This is a genomic window from Actinoplanes campanulatus, assembly GCF_014647795.1.
GTDB lineage: Bacteria > Actinomycetota > Actinomycetes > Mycobacteriales > Micromonosporaceae > Actinoplanes > Actinoplanes campanulatus.
Map to the genome: position 1 here is coordinate 88491 of NZ_BMPW01000027.1, position 19312 is coordinate 107802.

At 72.0% G+C, this 19312-nt stretch carries 22 protein-coding genes; 18 read left to right on the forward strand and 4 right to left on the reverse strand.

The features are described 5' to 3' along the window. Positions 1-154 precede the first annotated feature (154 nt). A complete protein-coding gene (locus IEZ13_RS39220) occupies positions 155-670 on the reverse strand; it encodes a hypothetical protein (RefSeq protein ID WP_183226582.1) in 516 nt (171 codons plus the stop codon). A 148-nt stretch (positions 671-818) separates the two neighbouring features. Here IEZ13_RS39220 and IEZ13_RS39225 point away from each other — a divergent pair, with 148 nt between their 5' ends. The 3 genes from IEZ13_RS39225 (at position 819) to IEZ13_RS39235 (ending at position 4092) form a co-directional block, all read left to right on the forward strand. Continuing rightward, complete coding sequence (locus IEZ13_RS39225; RefSeq protein WP_183226580.1) at positions 819-1301, forward strand: ricin-type beta-trefoil lectin domain protein; 483 nt, start codon at positions 819-821, stop codon at positions 1299-1301. 48 nt (positions 1302-1349) lie between these two features. After that, positions 1350-1772: an HIT family protein gene (locus tag IEZ13_RS39230; protein ID WP_183226578.1), complete on the forward strand. Its 423-nt coding sequence runs from the start codon at positions 1350-1352 to the stop codon at positions 1770-1772. Positions 1773-1920: 148 nt separating this feature from the next. Beyond that, positions 1921-4092: a HelD family protein gene (locus IEZ13_RS39235; RefSeq protein ID WP_183226650.1), complete on the forward strand. Its 2172-nt coding sequence runs from the start codon at positions 1921-1923 to the stop codon at positions 4090-4092. On the opposite strand, the gene IEZ13_RS39240 is transcribed toward IEZ13_RS39235, so the two are convergent. Beyond that, on the reverse strand, positions 4043-4636 hold the full coding sequence (locus tag IEZ13_RS39240; protein WP_183226649.1) for a DNA-3-methyladenine glycosylase: 594 nt from the start codon (positions 4634-4636) through the stop codon (positions 4043-4045). The genes IEZ13_RS39235 and IEZ13_RS39240 overlap by 50 nt on opposite strands. 235 nt (positions 4637-4871) lie before the next feature. Between IEZ13_RS39240 and IEZ13_RS39245 the strand changes: the two genes are divergently transcribed. The 14 genes from IEZ13_RS39245 (at position 4872) to ptsP (ending at position 16044) form a co-directional block, all read left to right on the forward strand. Beyond that, positions 4872-5720, forward strand: coding sequence for a hypothetical protein (locus tag IEZ13_RS39245; protein ID WP_183226577.1), 849 nt, complete (start codon positions 4872-4874; stop codon positions 5718-5720). Positions 5721-5848: 128 nt separating this feature from the next. Further along, a complete protein-coding gene (locus tag IEZ13_RS39250; RefSeq protein ID WP_183226576.1) occupies positions 5849-6601 on the forward strand; it encodes a CAP domain-containing protein in 753 nt (250 codons plus the stop codon). Positions 6602-6661: 60 nt separating this feature from the next. Continuing rightward, positions 6662-7156, forward strand: a complete 495-nt coding sequence (locus IEZ13_RS39255) for a type II toxin-antitoxin system PemK/MazF family toxin (protein ID WP_221246269.1) — start codon at positions 6662-6664, stop codon at positions 7154-7156. 43 nt (positions 7157-7199) lie between these two features. Beyond that, positions 7200-7781 carry a hypothetical protein gene (locus tag IEZ13_RS39260; RefSeq protein WP_183226573.1) on the forward strand — a complete coding sequence of 194 codons (582 nt, stop codon included), beginning with the start codon at positions 7200-7202 and terminating at the stop codon, positions 7779-7781. Between the two features lie 17 nt (positions 7782-7798). After that, positions 7799-8452, forward strand: a complete 654-nt coding sequence (locus IEZ13_RS39265) for an adenylate kinase family protein (protein WP_183226572.1) — start codon at positions 7799-7801, stop codon at positions 8450-8452. Between the two features lie 52 nt (positions 8453-8504). Then, positions 8505-9215, forward strand: a complete 711-nt coding sequence (locus IEZ13_RS39270; RefSeq protein ID WP_183226571.1) for an NUDIX domain-containing protein — start codon at positions 8505-8507, stop codon at positions 9213-9215. 187 nt (positions 9216-9402) lie between these two features. Next, positions 9403-10164: a DeoR/GlpR family DNA-binding transcription regulator gene (locus IEZ13_RS39275; RefSeq protein ID WP_183226570.1), complete on the forward strand. Its 762-nt coding sequence runs from the start codon at positions 9403-9405 to the stop codon at positions 10162-10164. Next, on the forward strand, positions 10161-11096 hold the full coding sequence (locus IEZ13_RS39280; RefSeq protein ID WP_183226569.1) for a 1-phosphofructokinase family hexose kinase: 936 nt from the start codon (positions 10161-10163) through the stop codon (positions 11094-11096). The genes IEZ13_RS39275 and IEZ13_RS39280 overlap by 4 nt, the downstream gene beginning before the upstream one ends. Before the next feature lie 117 nt (positions 11097-11213). Beyond that, positions 11214-12317 carry a mannitol-specific PTS transporter subunit IIC gene (mtlA, locus tag IEZ13_RS39285; protein WP_183226567.1) on the forward strand — a complete coding sequence of 368 codons (1104 nt, stop codon included), beginning with the start codon at positions 11214-11216 and terminating at the stop codon, positions 12315-12317. A gap of 16 nt (positions 12318-12333) precedes the next feature. Further along, positions 12334-12642: a PTS sugar transporter subunit IIBC family protein gene (locus IEZ13_RS39290; RefSeq protein WP_183226566.1), complete on the forward strand. Its 309-nt coding sequence runs from the start codon at positions 12334-12336 to the stop codon at positions 12640-12642. After that, a complete protein-coding gene (locus tag IEZ13_RS39295; RefSeq protein ID WP_183226565.1) occupies positions 12635-13081 on the forward strand; it encodes a PTS mannitol transporter subunit IIA in 447 nt (148 codons plus the stop codon). Before IEZ13_RS39290 ends, IEZ13_RS39295 begins: the two co-directional genes overlap by 8 nt. Next, the gene (locus IEZ13_RS39300; RefSeq protein WP_183226564.1) at positions 13078-14118 is read left to right on the forward strand and encodes a zinc-dependent dehydrogenase; all 1041 of its coding nucleotides are present in this window, start codon (positions 13078-13080) and stop codon (positions 14116-14118) included. Before IEZ13_RS39295 ends, IEZ13_RS39300 begins: the two co-directional genes overlap by 4 nt. Positions 14119-14129: 11 nt before the next feature. Further along, complete coding sequence (locus IEZ13_RS39305; protein ID WP_183226563.1) at positions 14130-14405, forward strand: HPr family phosphocarrier protein; 276 nt, start codon at positions 14130-14132, stop codon at positions 14403-14405. Beyond that, positions 14398-16044 carry a phosphoenolpyruvate--protein phosphotransferase gene (gene ptsP / locus IEZ13_RS39310; RefSeq protein ID WP_183226561.1) on the forward strand — a complete coding sequence of 549 codons (1647 nt, stop codon included), beginning with the start codon at positions 14398-14400 and terminating at the stop codon, positions 16042-16044. The genes IEZ13_RS39305 and ptsP overlap by 8 nt, the downstream gene beginning before the upstream one ends. A gap of 31 nt (positions 16045-16075) precedes the next feature. Here the strand turns inward: ptsP and IEZ13_RS39315 are convergent, their stop codons facing one another. Together IEZ13_RS39315 and IEZ13_RS39320 are read right to left on the reverse strand one after the other, a co-directional pair. Continuing rightward, complete coding sequence (locus IEZ13_RS39315) at positions 16076-16696, reverse strand: hypothetical protein (RefSeq protein ID WP_183226560.1); 621 nt, start codon at positions 16694-16696, stop codon at positions 16076-16078. Positions 16697-16745: 49 nt separating this feature from the next. Continuing rightward, positions 16746-17528 carry a polyphosphate kinase 2 family protein gene (locus IEZ13_RS39320; protein WP_183226558.1) on the reverse strand — a complete coding sequence of 261 codons (783 nt, stop codon included), beginning with the start codon at positions 17526-17528 and terminating at the stop codon, positions 16746-16748. Positions 17529-17574: 46 nt separating this feature from the next. Here IEZ13_RS39320 and tyrS point away from each other — a divergent pair, with 46 nt between their 5' ends. Further along, positions 17575-18831: a tyrosine--tRNA ligase gene (gene tyrS, locus IEZ13_RS39325; protein ID WP_183226556.1), complete on the forward strand. Its 1257-nt coding sequence runs from the start codon at positions 17575-17577 to the stop codon at positions 18829-18831. Positions 18832-19312: the final 481 nt, after the last annotated feature.

The following is a 19312-nucleotide window of genomic DNA, read 5'->3' on the forward strand; positions in this document are numbered from 1 at the left end:
CAAGATCGCGGGGAGGCGGGGGAGTGGTGGTGGGACGTCCGAGGTCGCGGGAGGTGGGGCGGTCGCGGGGAGGTGGGGAGTGGTGGTGGGACGTCCGAGGTCGCGGGAGGTGCGGAGCGGTGGTGAGACGTTCGAGATCGCGGGGGAGGGAGGTTCAGGGCTCCTCGTGGGCGGTCGCGCGGGCCGCGCACAGGAACGTCCCGCCGACCGCGAACGCCCCCAGCACCGCCAGCGAGATCTGCGTCTCGTGGTCGAGTTGCCGCTCGTACACCGCCCGGCTCACCTCGACCACCTGATCGTTATCCTCCAGCACGTACTTCCCGTCCCGCTGGCCGGGCGTGCCGTCCAGAGCTACGAACGCCCAGACCAGCGCCACCCAGAATCCGAAGAACGCGGCCGCGGCGGCGAGGGCCGCCCAGACCGGCACGTGCGGCGGCACCCACGACGCCAGACTCCAGAACCGTCGGGGCTGGCGGGTCTGGAAGCCGCGCCGGTTCGCCAGGATCCCGGCCGCGAACGCCGGCACCGTCAGGATCGCCGAGAACCCGACCGCGATCGGGATGGTCACCGGACGGGTGCCGAACGCGAGGGCGCCGATCAGCCCGGCCGACCACAGCACGCCGGCACCGCACATCAGACTCAGCAGCAACAGGCCGCGACGCGAGATCATCACCGCTGACGCTAGTGTCCGCCCGCGCGGCCCGGGGCCGTTTCGGGTCAGCCGCCCGCGATCGGGGCCGGGGTGATGGTCCCCCATGAGGGGCTTCCGGCCGGGCGAATCGCCGATCTGGCCAACCTTTTTGTCATAGTATGGAAGGATGTTCGTCCGTCGTGTGTTCGCCCCGCTTGTGATGGCCGCCCTGTTACTGGCCGCGCCGGCCACCCCGGTCGCCGCCGCTCCCGGCCCGCCGCCGCTGCACCAGGGTCTGCTCGTCTCCGCGCAGAGCCCGAACCTGTGCCTGACCGGTGGCGCGGTCGGCAAGGTCCTGGCCACCGGGGTCTGCGACCGGGCGAACCGGTTCCAGAACCTGTTCCTGACCAGCACCGGCATTCTCCGGGTGGGCCTGGACTGCATCCAGCCGGACAGCACCGCCGAGGGCGCCAGGATCCGGGTCGCGGCCTGCAACTCGCAGAACGGCCGCCAGATCTGGTGGTTCACCGCGGCTCTCCAGTCCAGAGACCGCAACGGCCGCTGCGTCACCCAGAACGCCGTGAGCGCGGACGGCAAGCACGGCACCGTCCGGTTGAAGGCCTGCAACGGCAGGCCGAACCAGAAGTGGCGCTCCCAGGCCCTGTGGTGAGGCCGCGCGGGGCACCGCGATCTATCGAGGATCGTTTATGGTTCCGATGTGGCGGAGGACTGGTGCGGCTGGTGCGGTGAGCGGCGGGAGGAGACCGAGTTCGGTCTGCGGGTCTGGTCGGGCCGGGTCTCCGACACCTATTTCGCCCGGCAAGCGTATGTCCGCGGGCACGCGGTCGTGGTCTGGCGTGGCCGGCACGTGGCCGAGCCGATCGATCTGAGCCCGGTGGAGTCGGACCTCTACCACCGTGAGGTGCTGACCGTCGCCCGGACGATCCGTGACTGTTTCCGCCCGGCGACGCTCAACTATCTGACCCTGGGGCGGCCCGGCGAGCATCTGCACACCCATGTGATCGCCCGCTACCCGGACGACGCGGGCGCCGACGGCCCGCTGCCGGTCTCGCCTCCGCCACTGCTGGACGCGTCGCACTGGCGCGCGGACGCGGCGGCGCTGAAGGCGCTGCTGAACTGAGGCGAGGGGAGTACTCTGATACATCTCTGCGCGAAATTGTCACGCGAAGCAGAGAGTTCCAGTATCAGAATAGGGCCTGGAGGCACGGGTGTCAAGTCTGTCAAGCGTTTCCGCCACGGAATTCGGCGAGGAGCAGCGCCACGTCACGATGATCTACACCCGGCTCGACGAGATGCGGGACCGGGAACGCACCCGCCTCGCCGAGACGTGGCGCCGGACCGGCGGCACCCCGGAGGCGCGCGCCCAGCGGGACAGCGCCGCCCGCGGTCACGCCGAGCGCCTGGCCCGGTACGACGCGGTCGAGTCCGGGCTGTGCTTCGGCCGCCTCGACCCGCACGACGGCACGCCGTTGCGGATCGGGCGGATCGGCATCCACGACACCGAGGACCCGCTGCTCGTCGACTGGCGGGCCCCGGCCGCCCGTCCGTTCTATGTGGCCACCGCCGTCACCCCGTACGGCGTCGCCCGTCGCCGCCACATCCGCACGCGTGGCCGTACCGTCGTGGGCCTGGACGACGAGGTCCTCGATCCGGACGTCGCGGCAGCGGCCGCGAGTGGCACCCTGGTCGGCGAGGCCGCACTGATGGCGGCGCTGGACGCGCACCGGACCGGCCGGATGCGCGACATCGTCGAGACGATCCAGGCCGAACAGGACCGGGTGATCCGGTCGGCGGCCGGCGGCGTGCTGGTGGTGCAGGGCGGCCCGGGCACCGGCAAGACCGCGGTGGCGCTGCACCGGGCGGCGTTCCTGCTCTACACGCACCGGGAGCAGTTCAGCGCCCGCGGTGTGCTGATCGTCGGCCCGAACCCGACGTTCCTGCGCTACATCTCGCAGGTGCTGCCGTCGCTCGCGGAGACCGGGGTGGTGCTGGCCACGCCCGGCGACCTGTTCCCGGGGGTGGACGCGCGACGGGCCGAGCCGGAGGCGGTGGCCGAGGTGAAGGGCCGCGCCGCGATGGTGGAGTTCCTGGCCGGGGCGGTCCGGGACCGGCAGCGGGTGCCGGCGGCGCCGATCGAGATCGTGGTGGACCGGCACGTGCTGCGGCTGGACGCCGCCTCCTGCGAGCCGGCCCGGCGGCGGGCGCGGGCCTCCGGGCGGCTGCACAACCTGGCCCGGCCGATCTTCGCCGACGGGATCCTGGACGTGCTGGCCGCGCAGGTCGCCGAGCGGATCGGTGACGACCCGTTCTGGGACGACCCGCTGGGCGAGGACGACGCGCCCGGTGAGCGGAACCTGCTGAACGCCGCGGACCTGGCCGACATCCGCGACGACCTGGCCGCCGACCCGGGCGTACGGGCGGTGCTCGACGAACTGTGGCCGGTGCTCACCCCGCAGCGGTTCCTCGGCGACCTGTACGCCACCACGGACCACCCGGATCTGCGCCGGGCGCCGGGCGGCGGCTGGACCCCGGCCGACGTGCCACTGCTCGACGAGGCCGCCGAACTGCTCGGTGCGGACGACAGCGCGGCCCGGGCGGCGGCCGCCCGGGAGCTGCGGACCCGGCTCGAATACGCGCAAGGGGTCCTGGACATCACGGCCGGCTCCAAGTCGTACGAGGCGGAAGCCGACGACGAGGCCGAGATCCCGAACATCGCCGACGTGATGGAGGCCGACATGCTCGCCGAGCGCCTGGCCGACCGGCAGTGGCGTTCGGCTGCCGAGCGGGCGGCGGCGGACCGGTCGTGGGCGTACGGTCACGTGATCGTCGACGAGGCGCAGGAGGTCAGCCCGATGGCGTGGCGGATGCTGATGCGCCGCTGCCCGAGCCGGTCCATGACGGTGGTCGGCGACCTGGCCCAGACCGGCGCGGGGGCCGGCGCCGAATCGTGGTCGGAGGTGCTGTCCCCGTACGTGGCGGATCGCTGGCGGCTGGCCGAGCTGACCGTCAGCTACCGCACCCCGGCGGAGATCATGGCGTACGCCGGCCGGATGATCCCCCAGGTCGAGCTGCCGCGCCCGGTTCGCTCGTCCGGTGTGGAGCCGCGTGAGCTGACCGGCGACCTGTCCGGCCTGGCCGCGATCGTGGCCGCGGAGGCCGGCGGCGGCAGTCTCGCCGTGATCGTCGGAGCCGGACGGTTCGCCGAGGTCGCCGCGGTGCTTCCGGAGCTGGGCCAGGACGTGGAGGAGCCGGCCGTCCTGCTGACCGTGACGCAGGCCAAGGGCCTGGAGTTCGACCATGTGGTGCTGGTCGACCCGGAGGAGATCCGGGCCGGGTCGCGGCGCGGCGTCAACGACCTCTACGTGGCCCTGACCCGCGCCACCCAGCGGCTCACGATCTACCGGACCGGGCCCGCGGAGTGTGCCGGCGGTACCCGCTGACCGTCGGATCGCCGGTGATCCAGAAGCGCCATGGCACGTCGTGCGCGGAGGTCACCCCGACCCGAGGCCCGGCCGAGATCGGCCCCACCGGCGCGTCCGGTGGGGCCAGCACGGCCGGGCCCGCGCCGAACAGCGGCGTGTCGTCGGCCGCCCGGGTCAGTGCCAGCACCTGCATCAGCTTGGCCGGGCCGGCGGCCAGGTCGGTGTCGCGCCGGGCGGCCGGGCGCCGGGCGCGCGCCATCTCGATCCCGTCGACCACCTCGCCGGCCCGCAGCAGCACGGCCGCCGCCTTCCCGGTCTCGCCGCAGACCACGTTGGCGCAGAAGTGCATGCCGTAGATCTGGTAGACGTAGAGCCGTCCGGCCGGGCCGAACATCACCGTGTTCCGGCCGGTCCGGCCGCGATGGGCGTGGCTGGCCGGGTCCTCGCCGAGCCCGCTGTAGGCCTCCACCTCGGTGAGCCGCGCGGTCACCCCGTTCGCGGTGATCCGCCAGCCGAGCAGCCGCCGCGCGGCCTCGTCGACGGCCGACGCCGGAAGATCCATCCAGTCGGTGCTCACGGCAGTGCCTCACCCGGGGCTTTCGATCTCGATTCGGGGGTACGGGCGACGCGCGCCGCCACCGGATCGGTGGGTCCGGCGCCGGCCGGGCCGACCCCGGTCCAGGCTATCGGCGGATGTCGTCCCGGTAGCAACCTGGGAGCGATTCGGGTCGCGGCGGTGCGCATCCCGGTTCCCATCGATATAGTTCGTCGTCCTGAGAGCGGGCGGGGAGCGAACGATGCAACATGCAGGGGAAACACCGGACTCGGCGGTGGCGGGGGAGGGCTCGGGGCTGGGCGCGCGGCTGGCCGCGGCCGGCGTCGGGCGGGCCGACGCGATCCCGGCCGGTCCGGAGGCGCCCTTCGACGCACGCCCGGGCGGCACGCGTACCGATGATGGCGTGGAGAAGGGAAGAACGGCCTGGTGGCGCGGCGGTTGGGTGATCCCGTCGGCGGTCGCGGTGGTCCTGGTGGGCTGCCTGGGCGCGGCGGTTCTGCGGTTCGTGGACTTCTCCGGCCCGTCGCGGGCCGCGCAGCCGGCGCCGCAGGCCACCCCGCCGGCGGGCGCCCCGGCGCCGGCCGCGACCGGCCCGCTGGCGAGTGACCAGCCGGTGCGTGCCGACGACGACCTGGACCAGGTCTGCGGCGGCACCTTCTTCCCGGCGGCGCCGAAGCACCGGGGTGACAGCCCGCACCCGACGATGATCAGCGTGCGGGAGTCGCTGACCGCGGAGAACCGGTTCACCCGGACGCTGAACCGTGTCGCCTACGGCGGATCCGCCGCGCTGCGCCGGGCGTGGGCGCCGGAGCCGCAGCGGGCGCAGTTGGTGGCCTGCCTCGATCTGATCGGCCCGGGGAAGCCGATCCGGGCCTGTAAATCCGGCGCCGAGAAGTTGTCGCTGGTGGAGGGGAAGTACCGGCTGACCGTCTACGAGGTGGCCACCCGCCGCAAGGTGGCCGAGGCGGCGCTGACCGGCGGCGACCGGGCCTGCCCCTTCGTGATCCTGACCAGCACCGGGCCGACGCTCTACAGCGCGGTCAAGGACCAGCAGCTGTACGACGTGCTGCGCACGCGGGTGGAGGGCTGAGGCCGGGCGTGTCTTAGGAGTCGGTGAGCCGATCCTTAAGGAATCCTTTCCCGGGCCGCTCGGGGCGGGTGTCCGCCGCATAGTGAGGGGGCGTCCGTCCCGTCCCCGCTCACCGAGGTGAATTCACCGTGCCCCTCTCCGCCGCCGCCCGATTCCGGTACACCCTGGCAGCGGGATCGACGGCGGTGGTGATCGGAGCCGGCTTCCTGGTGGCCGGGCTGGCGCACGGTGGCACCGGGCCGGCCCCCGACCCCCGGTCGTTGAACACCCCGCTCGCCGCCGCCGAATCCCCCGATCCCTCGACCGCGCCCTCGGCGAGCGCCGTTCCCGGCACCCCGGCCGCCCCGTCCGCCTCCGCTTCCCGGAAAGCGAGTCCCAAGGTGACGGTCAAAAAGTCGAGCAGCAGGAAGACCGAGGCGACGGCGAGCACGGCGAAGAGGACCAGCGCGCCCGCGACCTCCGGGACGGTGGCCGAGCAGGTGCTCGCCCACATCAACGAGGCCCGGGTCGCCGAGGGGCTCGAGCCGCTCACCCTGAACACCAAGCTGTCCAGGGCCGCGGCCCTGCACACCCAGCTGATGATCGACGGCTGCGGGCTGTCGCATCAGTGCTCCGGCGAGGCCGGGCTGGGCGAGCGGTTCAGCGCGCAGGGCGTTTCCTGGGGCACGGCCGGGGAGAACATCGGCTACGGATCCAGTGGCAGCAGCGACGCGGCGATGGTCCGGGCGGCCAACGGGCTCACCGACGCCATGCTGGCCGAGGTGCCGCCGAACGACGGGCACCGCAAGAACCTGCTCAACAAGTCCTTCACCCGGATCGGGCTGAGCATCGTGCGCGACGCCAAAGGTGTCACCTGGATGACCCAGGACTTCGTAGGATAGTGAGGATCATGGCCCTGTCCGGCCGGGGTCCTTCGGCCGTAAGGTGTCGCGGTGCTCGAATTGCTCAAAACCTGGCTCCGGCAGATCGCGGGCGCGCCGGAACGGCAGCCGGTGGAGACCGCTCCGCCCGTCGAGACCCCGGCCCCCCGGCCCTCGAGGCCCGCGCGTCCCGTCCCGGCTCCCCAACAGGGGCGCCACCTGGCCTATTCGCCCGATCTGGACGGTGACGCCGACCCGGGCGAGATCGTCTGGACCTGGGTTCCCTATGAGGACGACCCGAGTCAGGGCAAGGACCGTCCCGTCCTGGTGGTGGGGCGCGACGCGCGTACCCTGCTCGGGTTGATGCTCTCCAGCCAGGGCGACCGTGACGGTCAGCGGCACTGGATGGCTCTCGGCCCCGGCGACTGGGACCGCACCGCCCGTCCGAGCTGGATCCGGCTGGACCGGGTCCTGGAGGTGGAGGAGGACGGGATCCGCCGGGAGGGCGCGATCCTGGACCGGCCCCGCTTCGACCGGGTCGCCGCGATCCTGCGCCGCAACTACGGGTGGCCCTGACGCCCGAGTTGCCGCGTCCGGCGCTGAAGCTAGCGTTACTGACATGGATCTCGATGTCATGGCCGGGTTCGGGGGCAAACAGGCGTGGCTGGCGGTGGCCGGCGGCGACCCGGAAGCGGTCCTGGCCGCTCTCGGGCTCCGCGACCTCGGCCCGGTGCCCTGGCGGTCCGGACTGGACCTGGCCCACCTCACCGACGACCGGGTGGCGGTCACCCCGCCGCTGCCCGGCGCGCGGGACACCCGCTGGGTGCTCGCCGTCGGCCGCCGGCTGATGGGCTCCGACCCGGACGTGGTCGCCCTCTCCGCCGAGCTGGGCACCGAGGTGCAGTTCTTCGCCACCCACCGGGTCACCGAGTCGCACCGCTGGCGGCGGGCGGTGAAGGGTGACCTGCTGCGCGCCTTCGGATATGTGGGGCACACCGGTGAGGTGACGTCGTGGTTCGGCGTGCCCGATCCGGCGGAGCGCGACGCCGGCCTGCCGGGGGAGCTGGACCCGGAGGCGTCCGTGCTGGTCGCCGAACGGGATGTCTTCCGGGTGGCCGGCGCCTGGAGCATCGATCCGACCACGTTGTCCGGGCGCGCGCCCGGCCCGCTGCGCGTCGGCGCGGCGGACCTCACCGGCTGATCATCGAGAGAGGGCACATGCGCAAGTACGTGATCATGGGCGTGCAGGGCAGCGGCAAGGGCACCCAGGCCAAGATGCTGCGCGAGGACCTCGACCTGGCGCACATCAGCGTCGGCGACATCTTCCGCTGGCACGTGCGGCAGCACACCAAGATCGGCGCCCAGGTCAAGCGGGCCATGGCGGCCGGCGAACTGGTCGGCGACGACCTGGTCGAGGAGGTGGTGCGCCGCCGGCTGGGCATCCACGACTGGAACTACGGTTTCATCATCGACGGGTTCCCGCGCAACGGGCGGCAGGCCGAGTTCTTCATGGAGAGCTACGACATCGACGCGGTGATCCACCTCGAACTGCCGGACGACGAGGTGCGCCGCCGGGTGCTCAGCCGCCGTCTGTGCCCGAACTGCGGCATGGACTACAACCTGATCGCCGACCGTCCCGAGGTCGAGGGGCGCTGCGACATCTGCGGCCACGGGCTGATCACCCGGGTGGACGACACGCCGGAGGCCCTGGAGGCCCGGCTGACCGACTACCATGCGAAGACCCGCCCGGTGCTGGAGCTGTTCCGGCGCAAGGAGGTCGTGCACGACGTGGACGGCCGCCCGCCGGTCGACGAGGTGCAGAGCGCCATCCGCAAGACCCTCGGCCTGTCGGGGTATCGCGCGGACGACTGATCCCTCTAACAGGGCAATCCGATCAAGTCGGGCATCGGCCTACCGTGGGCCGGTGGAACTAGGACCGTCGTTCTCCGCGCCCGTGATGGCGGCCGGCGCGGTCCTGTGGCGTGGCGCGGGGGAGGCGCGGGAGGTCGCCGTGATACGCGCGGCGGCCGGTGAGTGGTGTTTTCCGAAAGGGCGGATCCGGCCCGGGGAACACATGACCGCGGCCGCCGTGCGGGCGGTTTCCGAATCCACCGGTCACGCGGTCCGGCTCGGGCCGTGGCTCGGTTCCACCAGCTATTCGCGGGAGGGCTGGCCGGAACGCGCCGACTATTTCGCGGCTGAGGCGGACTCCGGCGCCCCCGACCGTGACGACCTGCTGTGGCTCGCCCCGTGCCGGGCCGCCGACGCGCTGAGCCGCCCCGATGACGTGCGGATTCTGTACGGACTCGAACACCGGGCCGCATCCGGGGCGGGCTGTTTCCTGCTGGTCCGTGACGGGTCCTATTCGACCCGGTCGATTCTCTCCGCCTATGGGATCGCCGAGGAGCGGGGCGCGGACCGGGAATGGGGCCTGCGGATCGCCGGGGAATCGTTCGAGACGGGCCGCCCGGCCGCGATCCGCGCCGACCTCGAGATCGTGCAGGAACTGTTCGGGGAATTGTGCCGGCGGCGGCTCGGGCCGGTCCCGGTGGAGGCGACCGTCCCGGACGGCGGTCTGCTCGTCCTGCACGGCACGCGGGACCGCATCGTCGTGGTGGAGCGGCACCTCGCCTGATCCGCCAACCCCACACAAACGGGCATCCGGTTGGCGGACGATTTATCGGTATTGAGCGGATTAATTGGGAAATCAGGCCGAGGCCATCGCCCTGAAAGGGGACCGAAATCTCTTCGACATATTGCGCTCGGGCAGAAGCGGGCGTAAACAAAGACAAAGCCAAAACGAACCAGGCGGGTGAGCAGGGATGTACGCGGAGGAGCGCCAGCAGGAGATAGTGCGACGGGCCCGCGCCGAGGGCCGGGTCGACGTCGTCGCGCTGGCCGAGGCCTTCGGGGTGACCGCGGAGACGATCCGCCGCGACCTGACGGTGCTGGAGCGGTCCGGTGTGCTGCGCCGGGTCCACGGCGGGGCCATCCCGGTGGAGCGGCTCGGCTTCGAGCCGGCCCTGGCCACCCGGGACGCCGTGCTGATCAGCGAGAAGGAGCGGATCGCCAAGGCGGCGCTCGCCGAGGTGCCGGAGGACGGGGCGATCATCCTGGACGCCGGGACCACCACGGCACGCCTCTCGCAGCTCCTGCCCGCCGACCGTGAGCTCACCGTGGTGGTGAACTCGCCGGTGCTGGCCGCCACCCTCGGTCTCAAGCCGAACCTGACCGTGCTGCTGCTCGGCGGCCGGGTGCGCGGCCGGACACTGGCCACCGTGGACGACTGGGCGTTGCGCCCGCTCGCCGACATGTATGTCGACGTCGCCTTCATGGGCACGAACGGGTGCACCGTGGAGCGCGGCATGACCACTCCCGACCCGGCCGAGGCGGCGGTCAAGCGGGCGATGATCGCCGCGGCCCGCCGGGTGGTGCTGCTCGCCGATCACACCAAGATCGGCAACGACTACCTGGCCAAGTTCGGCGCCCTGACCGATCTCGACCTGCTGATCACCGACAACGGCCTGGATCACGACCTGGCCGGGGAGGTCGAGGCCGCGGGAGTTCGGATGGTGAAGGTGTGATTCTCACGGTCACCCTCAACCCCAGCGTCGACCGGGCCCTCGAGGTCGGCGCGCTGACCCGCGGCGAGGTGCTGCGGGCCGGCGGCTCGCACATCGACCCGGGCGGCAAGGGCGTCAACGTCTCCCGGGCGCTGCTCGCCAACGGTGTGCGATCCACCGCCGTTGTGCCGGCCGGTGGCGCCGAGGGCGAGCAACTGGTCGACCTGCTCAAGGCCGAGGGGGTCGACCTGCTGGCCGTGCCGATCGCCGGCCGGACCCGTTCCAACATCACCCTGGCCGAGCCGGACGGCACGGTCACCAAGATCAACGAAGCCGGCCCGGTCCTCTCCGACGACGAGTTCGCCGAGGTCAGCGACGCGGTGCTGACCGCCGCGCCGGCGGCCGACTGGGTGGTCATCTGCGGCAGCCTGCCGCCCGGCCCCAGCCTCGCCGCGTTCGGCGACCTCTGCGCCCGGCTGGTCGGCTCAGGCGCCCGGCTCGCGGTGGACAGCAGCGGACCGGCGCTGCTGGCCGGCGTCGCGGCCGGCGCGGCCCTGGTCAAACCGAACCGGGAGGAGCTGGCCGAGGCGGTCGGCCGGATGCCCGCGACCCTCGGCGACGTGGTCGAGGGATGCCGCCGGCTCCGGGCCGCAGGCGCCGGCGCGGTCCTGGCCAGTCTCGGCGCCGACGGCGCGGTGCTGGTCGACGGCGACGGCGTGCTGGCCGGCGTCTCCCCGGTCAGCGTCCCGCGCAGCACGGTCGGCGCCGGCGACGCGCTGCTCGCCGGATTCCTCTCGACCGGCGCGTGCGACGCCGCCGCGCTGGTGGAGGGCCTGGCGTGGGGCGCGGCCGCGGTCAGCCTCCCGGGCAGCCGGATGCCCGGCCCCACCGATCTCGACCGTACGAGCGTGCGCGTGACCCCCCACCCCGATCCGGCCCGCCGGCTCACCTGACCGGCGCCCCGGCAAGCTCCCGCCCCGGTACGAAACCCACCGATCCACCCCGCGACAGCCGGAGGCGGCCTCAACACACCCTCGCTATCTCTCCGTCACCGAAATGGAGATCCCCTCATGGCCTCTTCGTACACCCCCGAGGTCGCCGGAGCCGGCTTCAGAGCCCGGGTCCAGAGACTCGGCGGATACCTCGCCGGCATGGTCATGCCGAACATCGGAGCGCTCATCGCCTGGGGTCTGATCACGGCCCTGTTCATCCCGGTCGGCTGGGTGCCGAACGAGAATCTGGCCGAGCTCGTCGACCCGATGATCAAGTACCTGCTGCCCATCCTCATCGGTTACACCGGCGGCCGGATGGTGCACGGCCAGCGTGGCGCGGTCGTCGGCGCGGTCGCCACCGCCGGTGTGGTGGTCGGCGCGGACGTCCCGATGTTCCTCGGCGCGATGATCATGGGTCCGCTCGCCGCGTACGTCATGAAGCTCTTCGACGGCCTGATCGAGGGCCGGATCCGGCCCGGCTTCGAGATGCTGGTGGACAACTTCTCGGCCGGCATCGTCGGCGGCGCCTTCGCGATCCTCGGCAAGGTCGGTATCGGCCCGGTCGTCGACGGGCTCAGCCGGGCGGCCGGCGATGCGGTCGACTTCCTGCTCGACCACAGCCTCATGCCGCTGGCCTCGGTGCTGGTCGAACCGGCCAAGGTGCTGTTCCTGAACAACGCCATCAACCACGGCGTGCTCAGCCCGCTCGGCGTGCAGCAGGTGGCGGAGCAGGGCAAATCGATCCTGTTCATGATCGAGTCGAATCCCGGCCCCGGTCTCGGCCTGCTCGCCGCGTACCTCTTCTTCGGGCCGAGGTCGCTGCGCCCGAGCACCCCGGCCGCGATGATCATCCACTTCTTCGGCGGCATCCACGAGATCTACTTCCCGTACGTCCTGATGAAGCCCCGCCTGATCCTCGCGATGATCGCCGGCGGCATGGCCGGGGTCGCCACCTTCATGGTCACCGGCGCCGGCACGGTCGCCTCGCCCGCTCCGGGCAGCATCTTCGCCTTCTTCGCGGTGACCGCCAAGGGCAGCCACGCCGGGATGATCCTCGGCGTCACGATCGCGGCCGCGGTGACCTTCGGTGTCGCGTCGCTGCTGCTCGGGTTCGGCAGGCTCAAGTCCGACCAGGAGCCGGCGGAGGAGCCCGCACCGGAGACCAGCAAGGAAAACGTCTGAGTCCAGGAGGACCGCGATGGCAACCATCAACGGCAAGGACATCCACAAGCTCGTCGTCGCCTGCGACGCGGGCATGGGCAGCAGCGTGATGCTGGCCAGCACGCTGCGCAAGCAACTCGGCAAGACGGGTGTCACCGTGGAGCACACCCCGGTGAACTCGATCCCGGCCGACGCCGACGTGGTGGTCTGCCACAGCGGCCTCGCCGCCCGCGCCCGCTCGGTGGCCCCGGGCAAGCCGATCGTGCCGTTCCAGATCTTCCTGGGCGACCCGGCCGTGACCCGCGTGGTCAAGGCCATCCAGCAGGGCACCGATCTGAATGTCTGAGCTGCTGGAACCCCGGGCCGTCCGGCTCGCCGAGAGCGCCGCCGGCCGCGACGACGCGATCCGTCGTTGCGGCGCGGTCCTGGTGGAGATCGGCGCCGTCCACCCGGGCTACGTCGACACGATGCTCGACCGGGAGAGGTCGATCTCCACGTACGTCGGCGAGGGGGTCGCCATCCCGCACGGCACCCTCGCCGGCAAGGACCTGGTCGAGCGCGACGCCCTCGCGGTGCTGCGCTTCCCGGACGGCGTGGACTGGGGCGGCGAGCCGGTCACCGTGTGCGTGGCCATCGCCGCCCGGGGGGACGGGCACGTCGAGTTGCTCGCCTCCCTCGCCGAGATCCTGCTCGACGAGGACCAGGCCCGCGAGCTGCGCGAGGCCACCGAGCCCGGCGCCGTGATCCGGCTGCTCGGGTCGATCCAGGAGGAGACGAAGCGATGAAGGTCGTCCGATTCCACGCTCCCGGCGACGTCCGCTTCGAGGACGCGCCCGAGCCCGGGGCCGGTCCCGGTGAGGTGAAGATCCGGGTACGGAACTGCTCCACCTGCGGCACCGACGTGAAGATCTCCAGGTTCGGCCACCACCACATCCACCCGCCCCGGGTGATGGGCCACGAGATCGCCGGCGAGATCGTCGAGGTCGGCGACGGCGTCGACGGCTGGTCGGAAGGTGACCGCGTCCAGGTGATCGCCGCCATCCCGTGTGGAGAGTGCGCCGAGTGCCGGCGTGGCCGGATGACGATCTGCCCCGACCAGGTCTCGATGGGCTACCACTTCGAGGGCGGCTTCGCCCAGTACATGGTGGTTCCCCGGGAGGTCCTCAGGGTCGGCGGCCTCAACCGCGTCCCGGCGGGCGTCTCGTTCGCCGAGGCCTCCGTCGCCGAGCCGCTGGCCTGCGCCCTCAACGCCCAGAACCTGGCCCGGGTCGGGGTCGGCGACGACGTGGTGGTGATCGGCTCCGGCCCGATCGGCTGCCTGCACGTCCGGCTGGCCCGCGCCCGCGGCGCCGCCCGGGTGTTCCTGGTCGAGCTCAGCCGGCGGCGCCTGGACATGGCCGCCGAACCGGTCAAGCCGGACGCCGCGATCTGCGCCGGGGAGACCGGCCCGGTCGAGGAGATCCTGAGACTGACCGGCGGCCGCGGCGCCGACGTCATCATCACGGCGGCCGCCTCCGGCCGGGCCCAGGAGCAGGCCATCCGGATGGCCGCCCGGCAGGGCCGGATCAGCTTCTTCGGCGGCCTGCCCAAGGACCAGCCGACCATCACCTGCGACTCCAACCTGATCCACTACCGGGAGCTGACGATCGTCGGCGCCAACGGGTCGAGCCCCGCGCACAACGCCGAGGCGCTCGACCTGGTCGCCTCCGGCGCGGTGCCGGTCGCCGACCTGATCACCCATCGCCTGCCGCTGGAGAGCGCCATCGACGCCTTCGGGATCGTCGCCCGCGGCGAGGCCATCAAGGTCACCATCGAGCCCTAGAGGGAGACGCCATGCCCACGCGCACGGTGACGATCGGATCCGCGAGCGGCCTGCACGCCCGGCCTGCCAAGATCTTCGTGGAGGCCGCCGCGAAGGCGCCGGTCAAGGTCACCATCCGGTCCGGCGACCGGAAGCCGGTGCCGGCCAGGAGCATGCTGTCGGTGCTCGCCCTCGGCGCCCGGAAGGGCACCGAGGTGACCCTCGAAGCCGAGGGCGACGGCGCCGACGAGACCCTGGACGACCTGGCCGCCCTGCTCGCGAAGGATCTGGACGCCGACCATGCCTGACACCGTCCTCACCGGGATCGGAGTGTGCCCCGGGACCGTCGCCGGCCCGCTGCTGCGGATCGCGGCGGCCCCGGCGCTGCCGGCCCCCACCACGGTCACCGACATCGAGGCGGAGGTCGCCCGTGCCGGGGCGGCGCTCACCGAGGTGGTCGCCGAACTCGGGCGGCGCGCCGACCGGGCCGCCGACGCCACGGTGGCCGAGGTGTTGCGATCCGAGGCGCTGATGGCCGGCGACGAGGAACTGCGCGACGGCGTACGAGAGCTCATCGAGGCCGGTCACGACGCGCCGCACGCGATCGACGGCGCGTTCGCGACGTTCCGGGAGATCTTCGCCGCGGCCGGCGGCTATCTCGCCGAGCGCGTCGCCGACCTCGACGACCTGCGGGACCGCGCCGTCGCGTTGCTGCTCGGCCTGCCCATGCCGGGCGTGCCGTCGCCCGGCCACCGCTACGTCCTGGCGGCCCGCGACCTGGCCCCCGCCGACACCGCCGACCTCGACCCGGCCCAGGTGATCGCCCTGGTCACCGAGATCGGCGGCCCGACCAGCCACACCGCGATCCTGGCTCGTGCGCTGGGCCTGCCCGCGGTGGTCGCCTGCGCCGGGGTGCTCGCCGTCCCGGACGGCGCCCGGGTGCTGGTCGACGGCGCCACCGGGCGGGTGGCGACCGGCGTCGACGACGTGGAGGTCAAGGCCGCGATCGAGGCGTCGGCCCGGCTCACCGCGGCGGCCTCCGGTCTCACCGGGCCGGGCCGGACCTCCGACGGGTACGCCGTCAAGCTGCTCGCCAACGTGGGATCCGCCCGGAACGTGCCCGCCGCCGACGAGGCGCACGCCGAGGGGATCGGGCTGTTCCGCACCGAGCTGCTCTTCCTCGACCGGGCCACCGAACCCGGGCACGGCGAGCAGGTAGCGGACTACCGGGACGTGTTCCGCGCCATGGCCGGGCGGCGGGTCGTCATCCGTACCCTCGATGCCGGCGCCGACAAACCGCTGCCGTTCCTGAATCAGGAGGGTGAGCCCAATCCGGCCCTGGGGGTGCGCGGTCTGCGCGTGGCGCGGCAGCGCCCGGAGGTGCTCACCACCCAGCTCGCGGCGATCGCCGAAGCCCGCGCCGAGACCGGCGCCGACGTCTGGGTGATGGCCCCGATGGTCTCCACGGTGGCCGAGGCGAGCGCCTTCGCGGCCGCCGTGCACGAGGCCGGGCTGCCGAGGGCGGGTGTGATGATCGAGGTGCCGGCCGCCGCGCTGCGGGCCGCCGACCTGCTGCGGGTCGTCGACTTCCTGAGCATCGGTACGAACGACCTGAGCCAGTACACGTTCGCCGCGGACCGGATGTGCGGTCCGCTGGCCGATCTGCTGGATCCGTGGCAGCCGGCGCTGTTGCAGCTCATCGGCCTCTGCGGCGAGGCGGGCCGGGCGGCCGGCAGACCGGTCGGGGTGTGCGGCGAGGCGGCGGCCGATCCGCTGCTCGCGCCGGTGCTGGTCGGCCTCGGGGTGACCAGCCTGTCGATGTCGCCGCGGGCGCTCCCGGCGGTCCGGGCGGCGCTGTCCACGCGTACCGCGGAGGACTGCCGGCGGCTGGCGGCGCTGGCGGTGGCCGCCCCCGGCCCGGCGGAGGCCCGCGAGGCGGCCGGATGAGTAGAGCGGGCCTCCGTGGAGGCCCGCTGGATCAGAATCCCCGGTTGCTGAAAGGGAAGCCCTTGTGGAACGGGTTCCCTCCGCTGAACGGGAAACCCGCCGGGAACTTCGGCGGCGGCATGTGCTCGAGCAGGCGGATCATGTCGGTCAGCACCTGGGGCGCCGGGGTGTTCGTGTAGGTGACGACCTTCTTCTCCCGGCCGTTGCGGTAGCCGACCTCCAGCTCGTACCGGGCCCTACCGGACTTGCTGGCCGGCACGTAGGCCGGGCGCAGCGCCAGGAAGGCCGGGCTGGAGGCGAGGCGGTAGATCCGCCCGATGTGTCCGTTGCCGGTGCCCTGGAGGGAGATCGAGAGCTGGCCGCGCCCGCCGCCGCTCCGGATCAGGCTCACCGAGGTGGCCCGGTACCCGGGCCGGGTGTCGGTGGCGGTCCACGTCGTCTGGTCCTGCACCGCCGGGTCCACCGCCGTCTGTGCTGTCATGGTGGGTGTCGTCATGGTCTGGGCCGCGACCGGTTCGGCTCCCACACCCGGTGCGTCCTCGCCCGCCGCCGCGCCGGCCGGCCCGGCGGTGCTCACCGTGATGCCGGCGAGACTCACGAGCAGGCCGGTCGCGCGGAGCAGGCGGGACTGAGCGTTCCTGCGTCTGGTCATGATCCCGACGATAACGGACATTCGCGGGCAATATTACCAAAACGCCGAATCAGCCTTCCGGGTTCCCGGGGTGGTCCGCGACCCCCAGGTCAAAGCCCCGCTTCGCCAGCTTCGTCTCCAGCACCCGGCACACGTGCTCGACCACCGCGAACCGGGCATACTGCTTGTCGTCACCCGGGATGACCTGCCATCGCGCCCGCGGCCGGTCGGTACGGTCGATCATCTCCTCGACCGCCGCCGCGTACTCCGCCCGCTTCGCCCGGTTCCGCCAGTCCTCGTCGGTCAGCTTCCACGACCGCAGCGGATCGTCCCGCCGGCTCTCGAAACGGCGCAACTGCTCCTCGTCCGACACGTTCATCCAGAACTTGATCAGGATCATGCCCTCGGCGGCCAGGGTCCGCTCGAACTCCGCGATCTCGTCGTACGCCCGCCGCCACTGCTCATGCGTCGCGAACCCCTCGACCCGCTCCACCAGCACCCGCCCGTACCAGGACCGGTCCAGCACGGTCATCCCGCCCCGGCCCGGCAGCACCTGCCAGAACCGCTGCATGTAGTGGTGCCGCTTCTCGTCGTACGTGGGGGCCGCGAACTGCGTCACCCGGACGTGCCTCGGGTCCAGCGGCGCCACCAGGCGCTTGATCGCCCCGCCCTTACCGGACGCGTCCCACCCCTCGAACAGCACGCACAACGGCGGACCGATCTTCTTCGCCCCGATCTGCCCGCCCAGGATCAGTCGCAACCGCAGCAGCCGCTCCTGCGCCGCCGCCAGCCGGGCCTCGGCCTTCTTCTTCGAGATGTCGATCGGGGGATGTGCCCTACCAAGGTGACCCATCCACCCAGCATCGCCTGTCGACCGGCCGTGCGGGACAATCCGTACCGTGACTCTCGTAGACGACCTGTTGTGGCGCGGACTCATCCAGGACTCGACCGACCCCGACGAGCTGCGCAAGAAGCTCGACGGTGGATCGCTCACGTTCTATGTGGGCTTCGACCCCACCGCCGCCTCGCTGCACGTCGGTCACCTCATGCAGGTCTGCACCGCCCGCCGCCTCCAGCTCGCCGGCCACCGGCCGCTGCTGCTCGTCGGCGGCGCCACCGGCCAGATCGGCGACCCCCGGGAGTCCAGCGAGCGCAGCCTCAACCCGCCCGAGGTGGTCGAGAGCTGGGTGCAGCGCATCCGCACCCAGCTGTCGCCGTTCGTCACCTACGACGGTGACAACGCCGCCACCCTGGTCAACAACCTGGACTGGACCGGCCCCACCTCGGTGATCGACTTCCTGCGCGACGTCGGCAAGCACTTCCCGGTCAACAAGATGCTGGCCCGCGACGTCGTGCGGAACCGTCTGGAGAGCGGCATCAGCTTCACCGAGTTCAGCTACCAGCTGCTCCAGTCCAACGACTTCTACCAGCTGCACGTCCAGCACGGCTGCCAGCTCCAGTTCGGCGGCTCCGACCAGTGGGGCAACATCACCGCTGGCGTCGACTTCGTCCGCCGTCGCGGCGCCGGCCCGGTGCAGGCCTTCGTCACCCCGCTGGTCCTCAAGGCCGACGGCACCAAGTTCGGCAAGACCGAGGGCGGCGCCGTCTGGCTCGACCCCACCATGACGTCGCCGTACTCCTTCTACCAGTTCTGGATCAACAGCGACGACCGCGACGTCACCCGGTACCTGCGCTACTTCAGCTTCAAATCCCGCGAGGAGCTGGAGGAGCTGGAGAAGGCGACCGCGGAGCGGCCGCAGGCCCGGCTCGCGCAGCGAGCCCTCGCCGAGGAGCTCACCGCGCTGGTGCACGGCGCCGAGGAGGCACGCCAGGCGGTCGCGGCCAGCCAGGCCCTCTTCGGCCGGGGCTCGTTGGACGAACTCTCCGCGGACACGTTGCGCGCCGCGCTGGCCGAGGCCGGTCTTCATCCGGTACGAGGTGAGCTCCCGCCCGTCGGCGTTCTGCTCAAGGAGGCCGGTCTGGTGGCCAGCGCCAATGAGGCCCGCCGGACCATCACCGAGGGCGGCGCCTACCTCAACAACGAGCGCATCACCGACGGCGAGGCGGTGATCCCGGCGTCCGCACTGCTGCACGGCCGGTTCCTGGTCCTGCGCCGGGGCAAGCGCACCTTCGCCGGCGTGGAACTGCTGCCCTGACCTGCGCGTTCGCCAAGCCCCGGTCCTCGGTTTCGAGGGCCGGGGCTTCGGCTTTCCGGCTGTGACGGCCGTCGCGGGACCCCGATTTGGAGTTGCGAGGGGCGGCGAGTAATGTTGTCCGAGCCGCCAGGGAGACGGGCGAGCGAGCGGGACCCGATTCAGGGGCCCGGCGCGGCCGTCCTGGAGGAACCCAAACTTTGATCAGACGATCTTACTAGGTCGTGTGGTTCGGTGTGTTTTCGTTTGTTGAATTCGGTTGCGAAACGCGGATTTGACACGGCGGAAACGGCGGGTAAAGTAGAGCGAGTGCCCCGGAGAACGGGCCGCGAAAGCGGAACGGGCAAAGGTGTGCGGTTGTTCTTTGAGAACTCAACAGGGTGCTTGATAAGCCAGTGCCAATTATGGCAATACCCCGGCCTGTCTTTGGACAGGTTGAGGATTCCTTTGGCAACTTTATGTTGCCGGGACGATTGTTCAACAG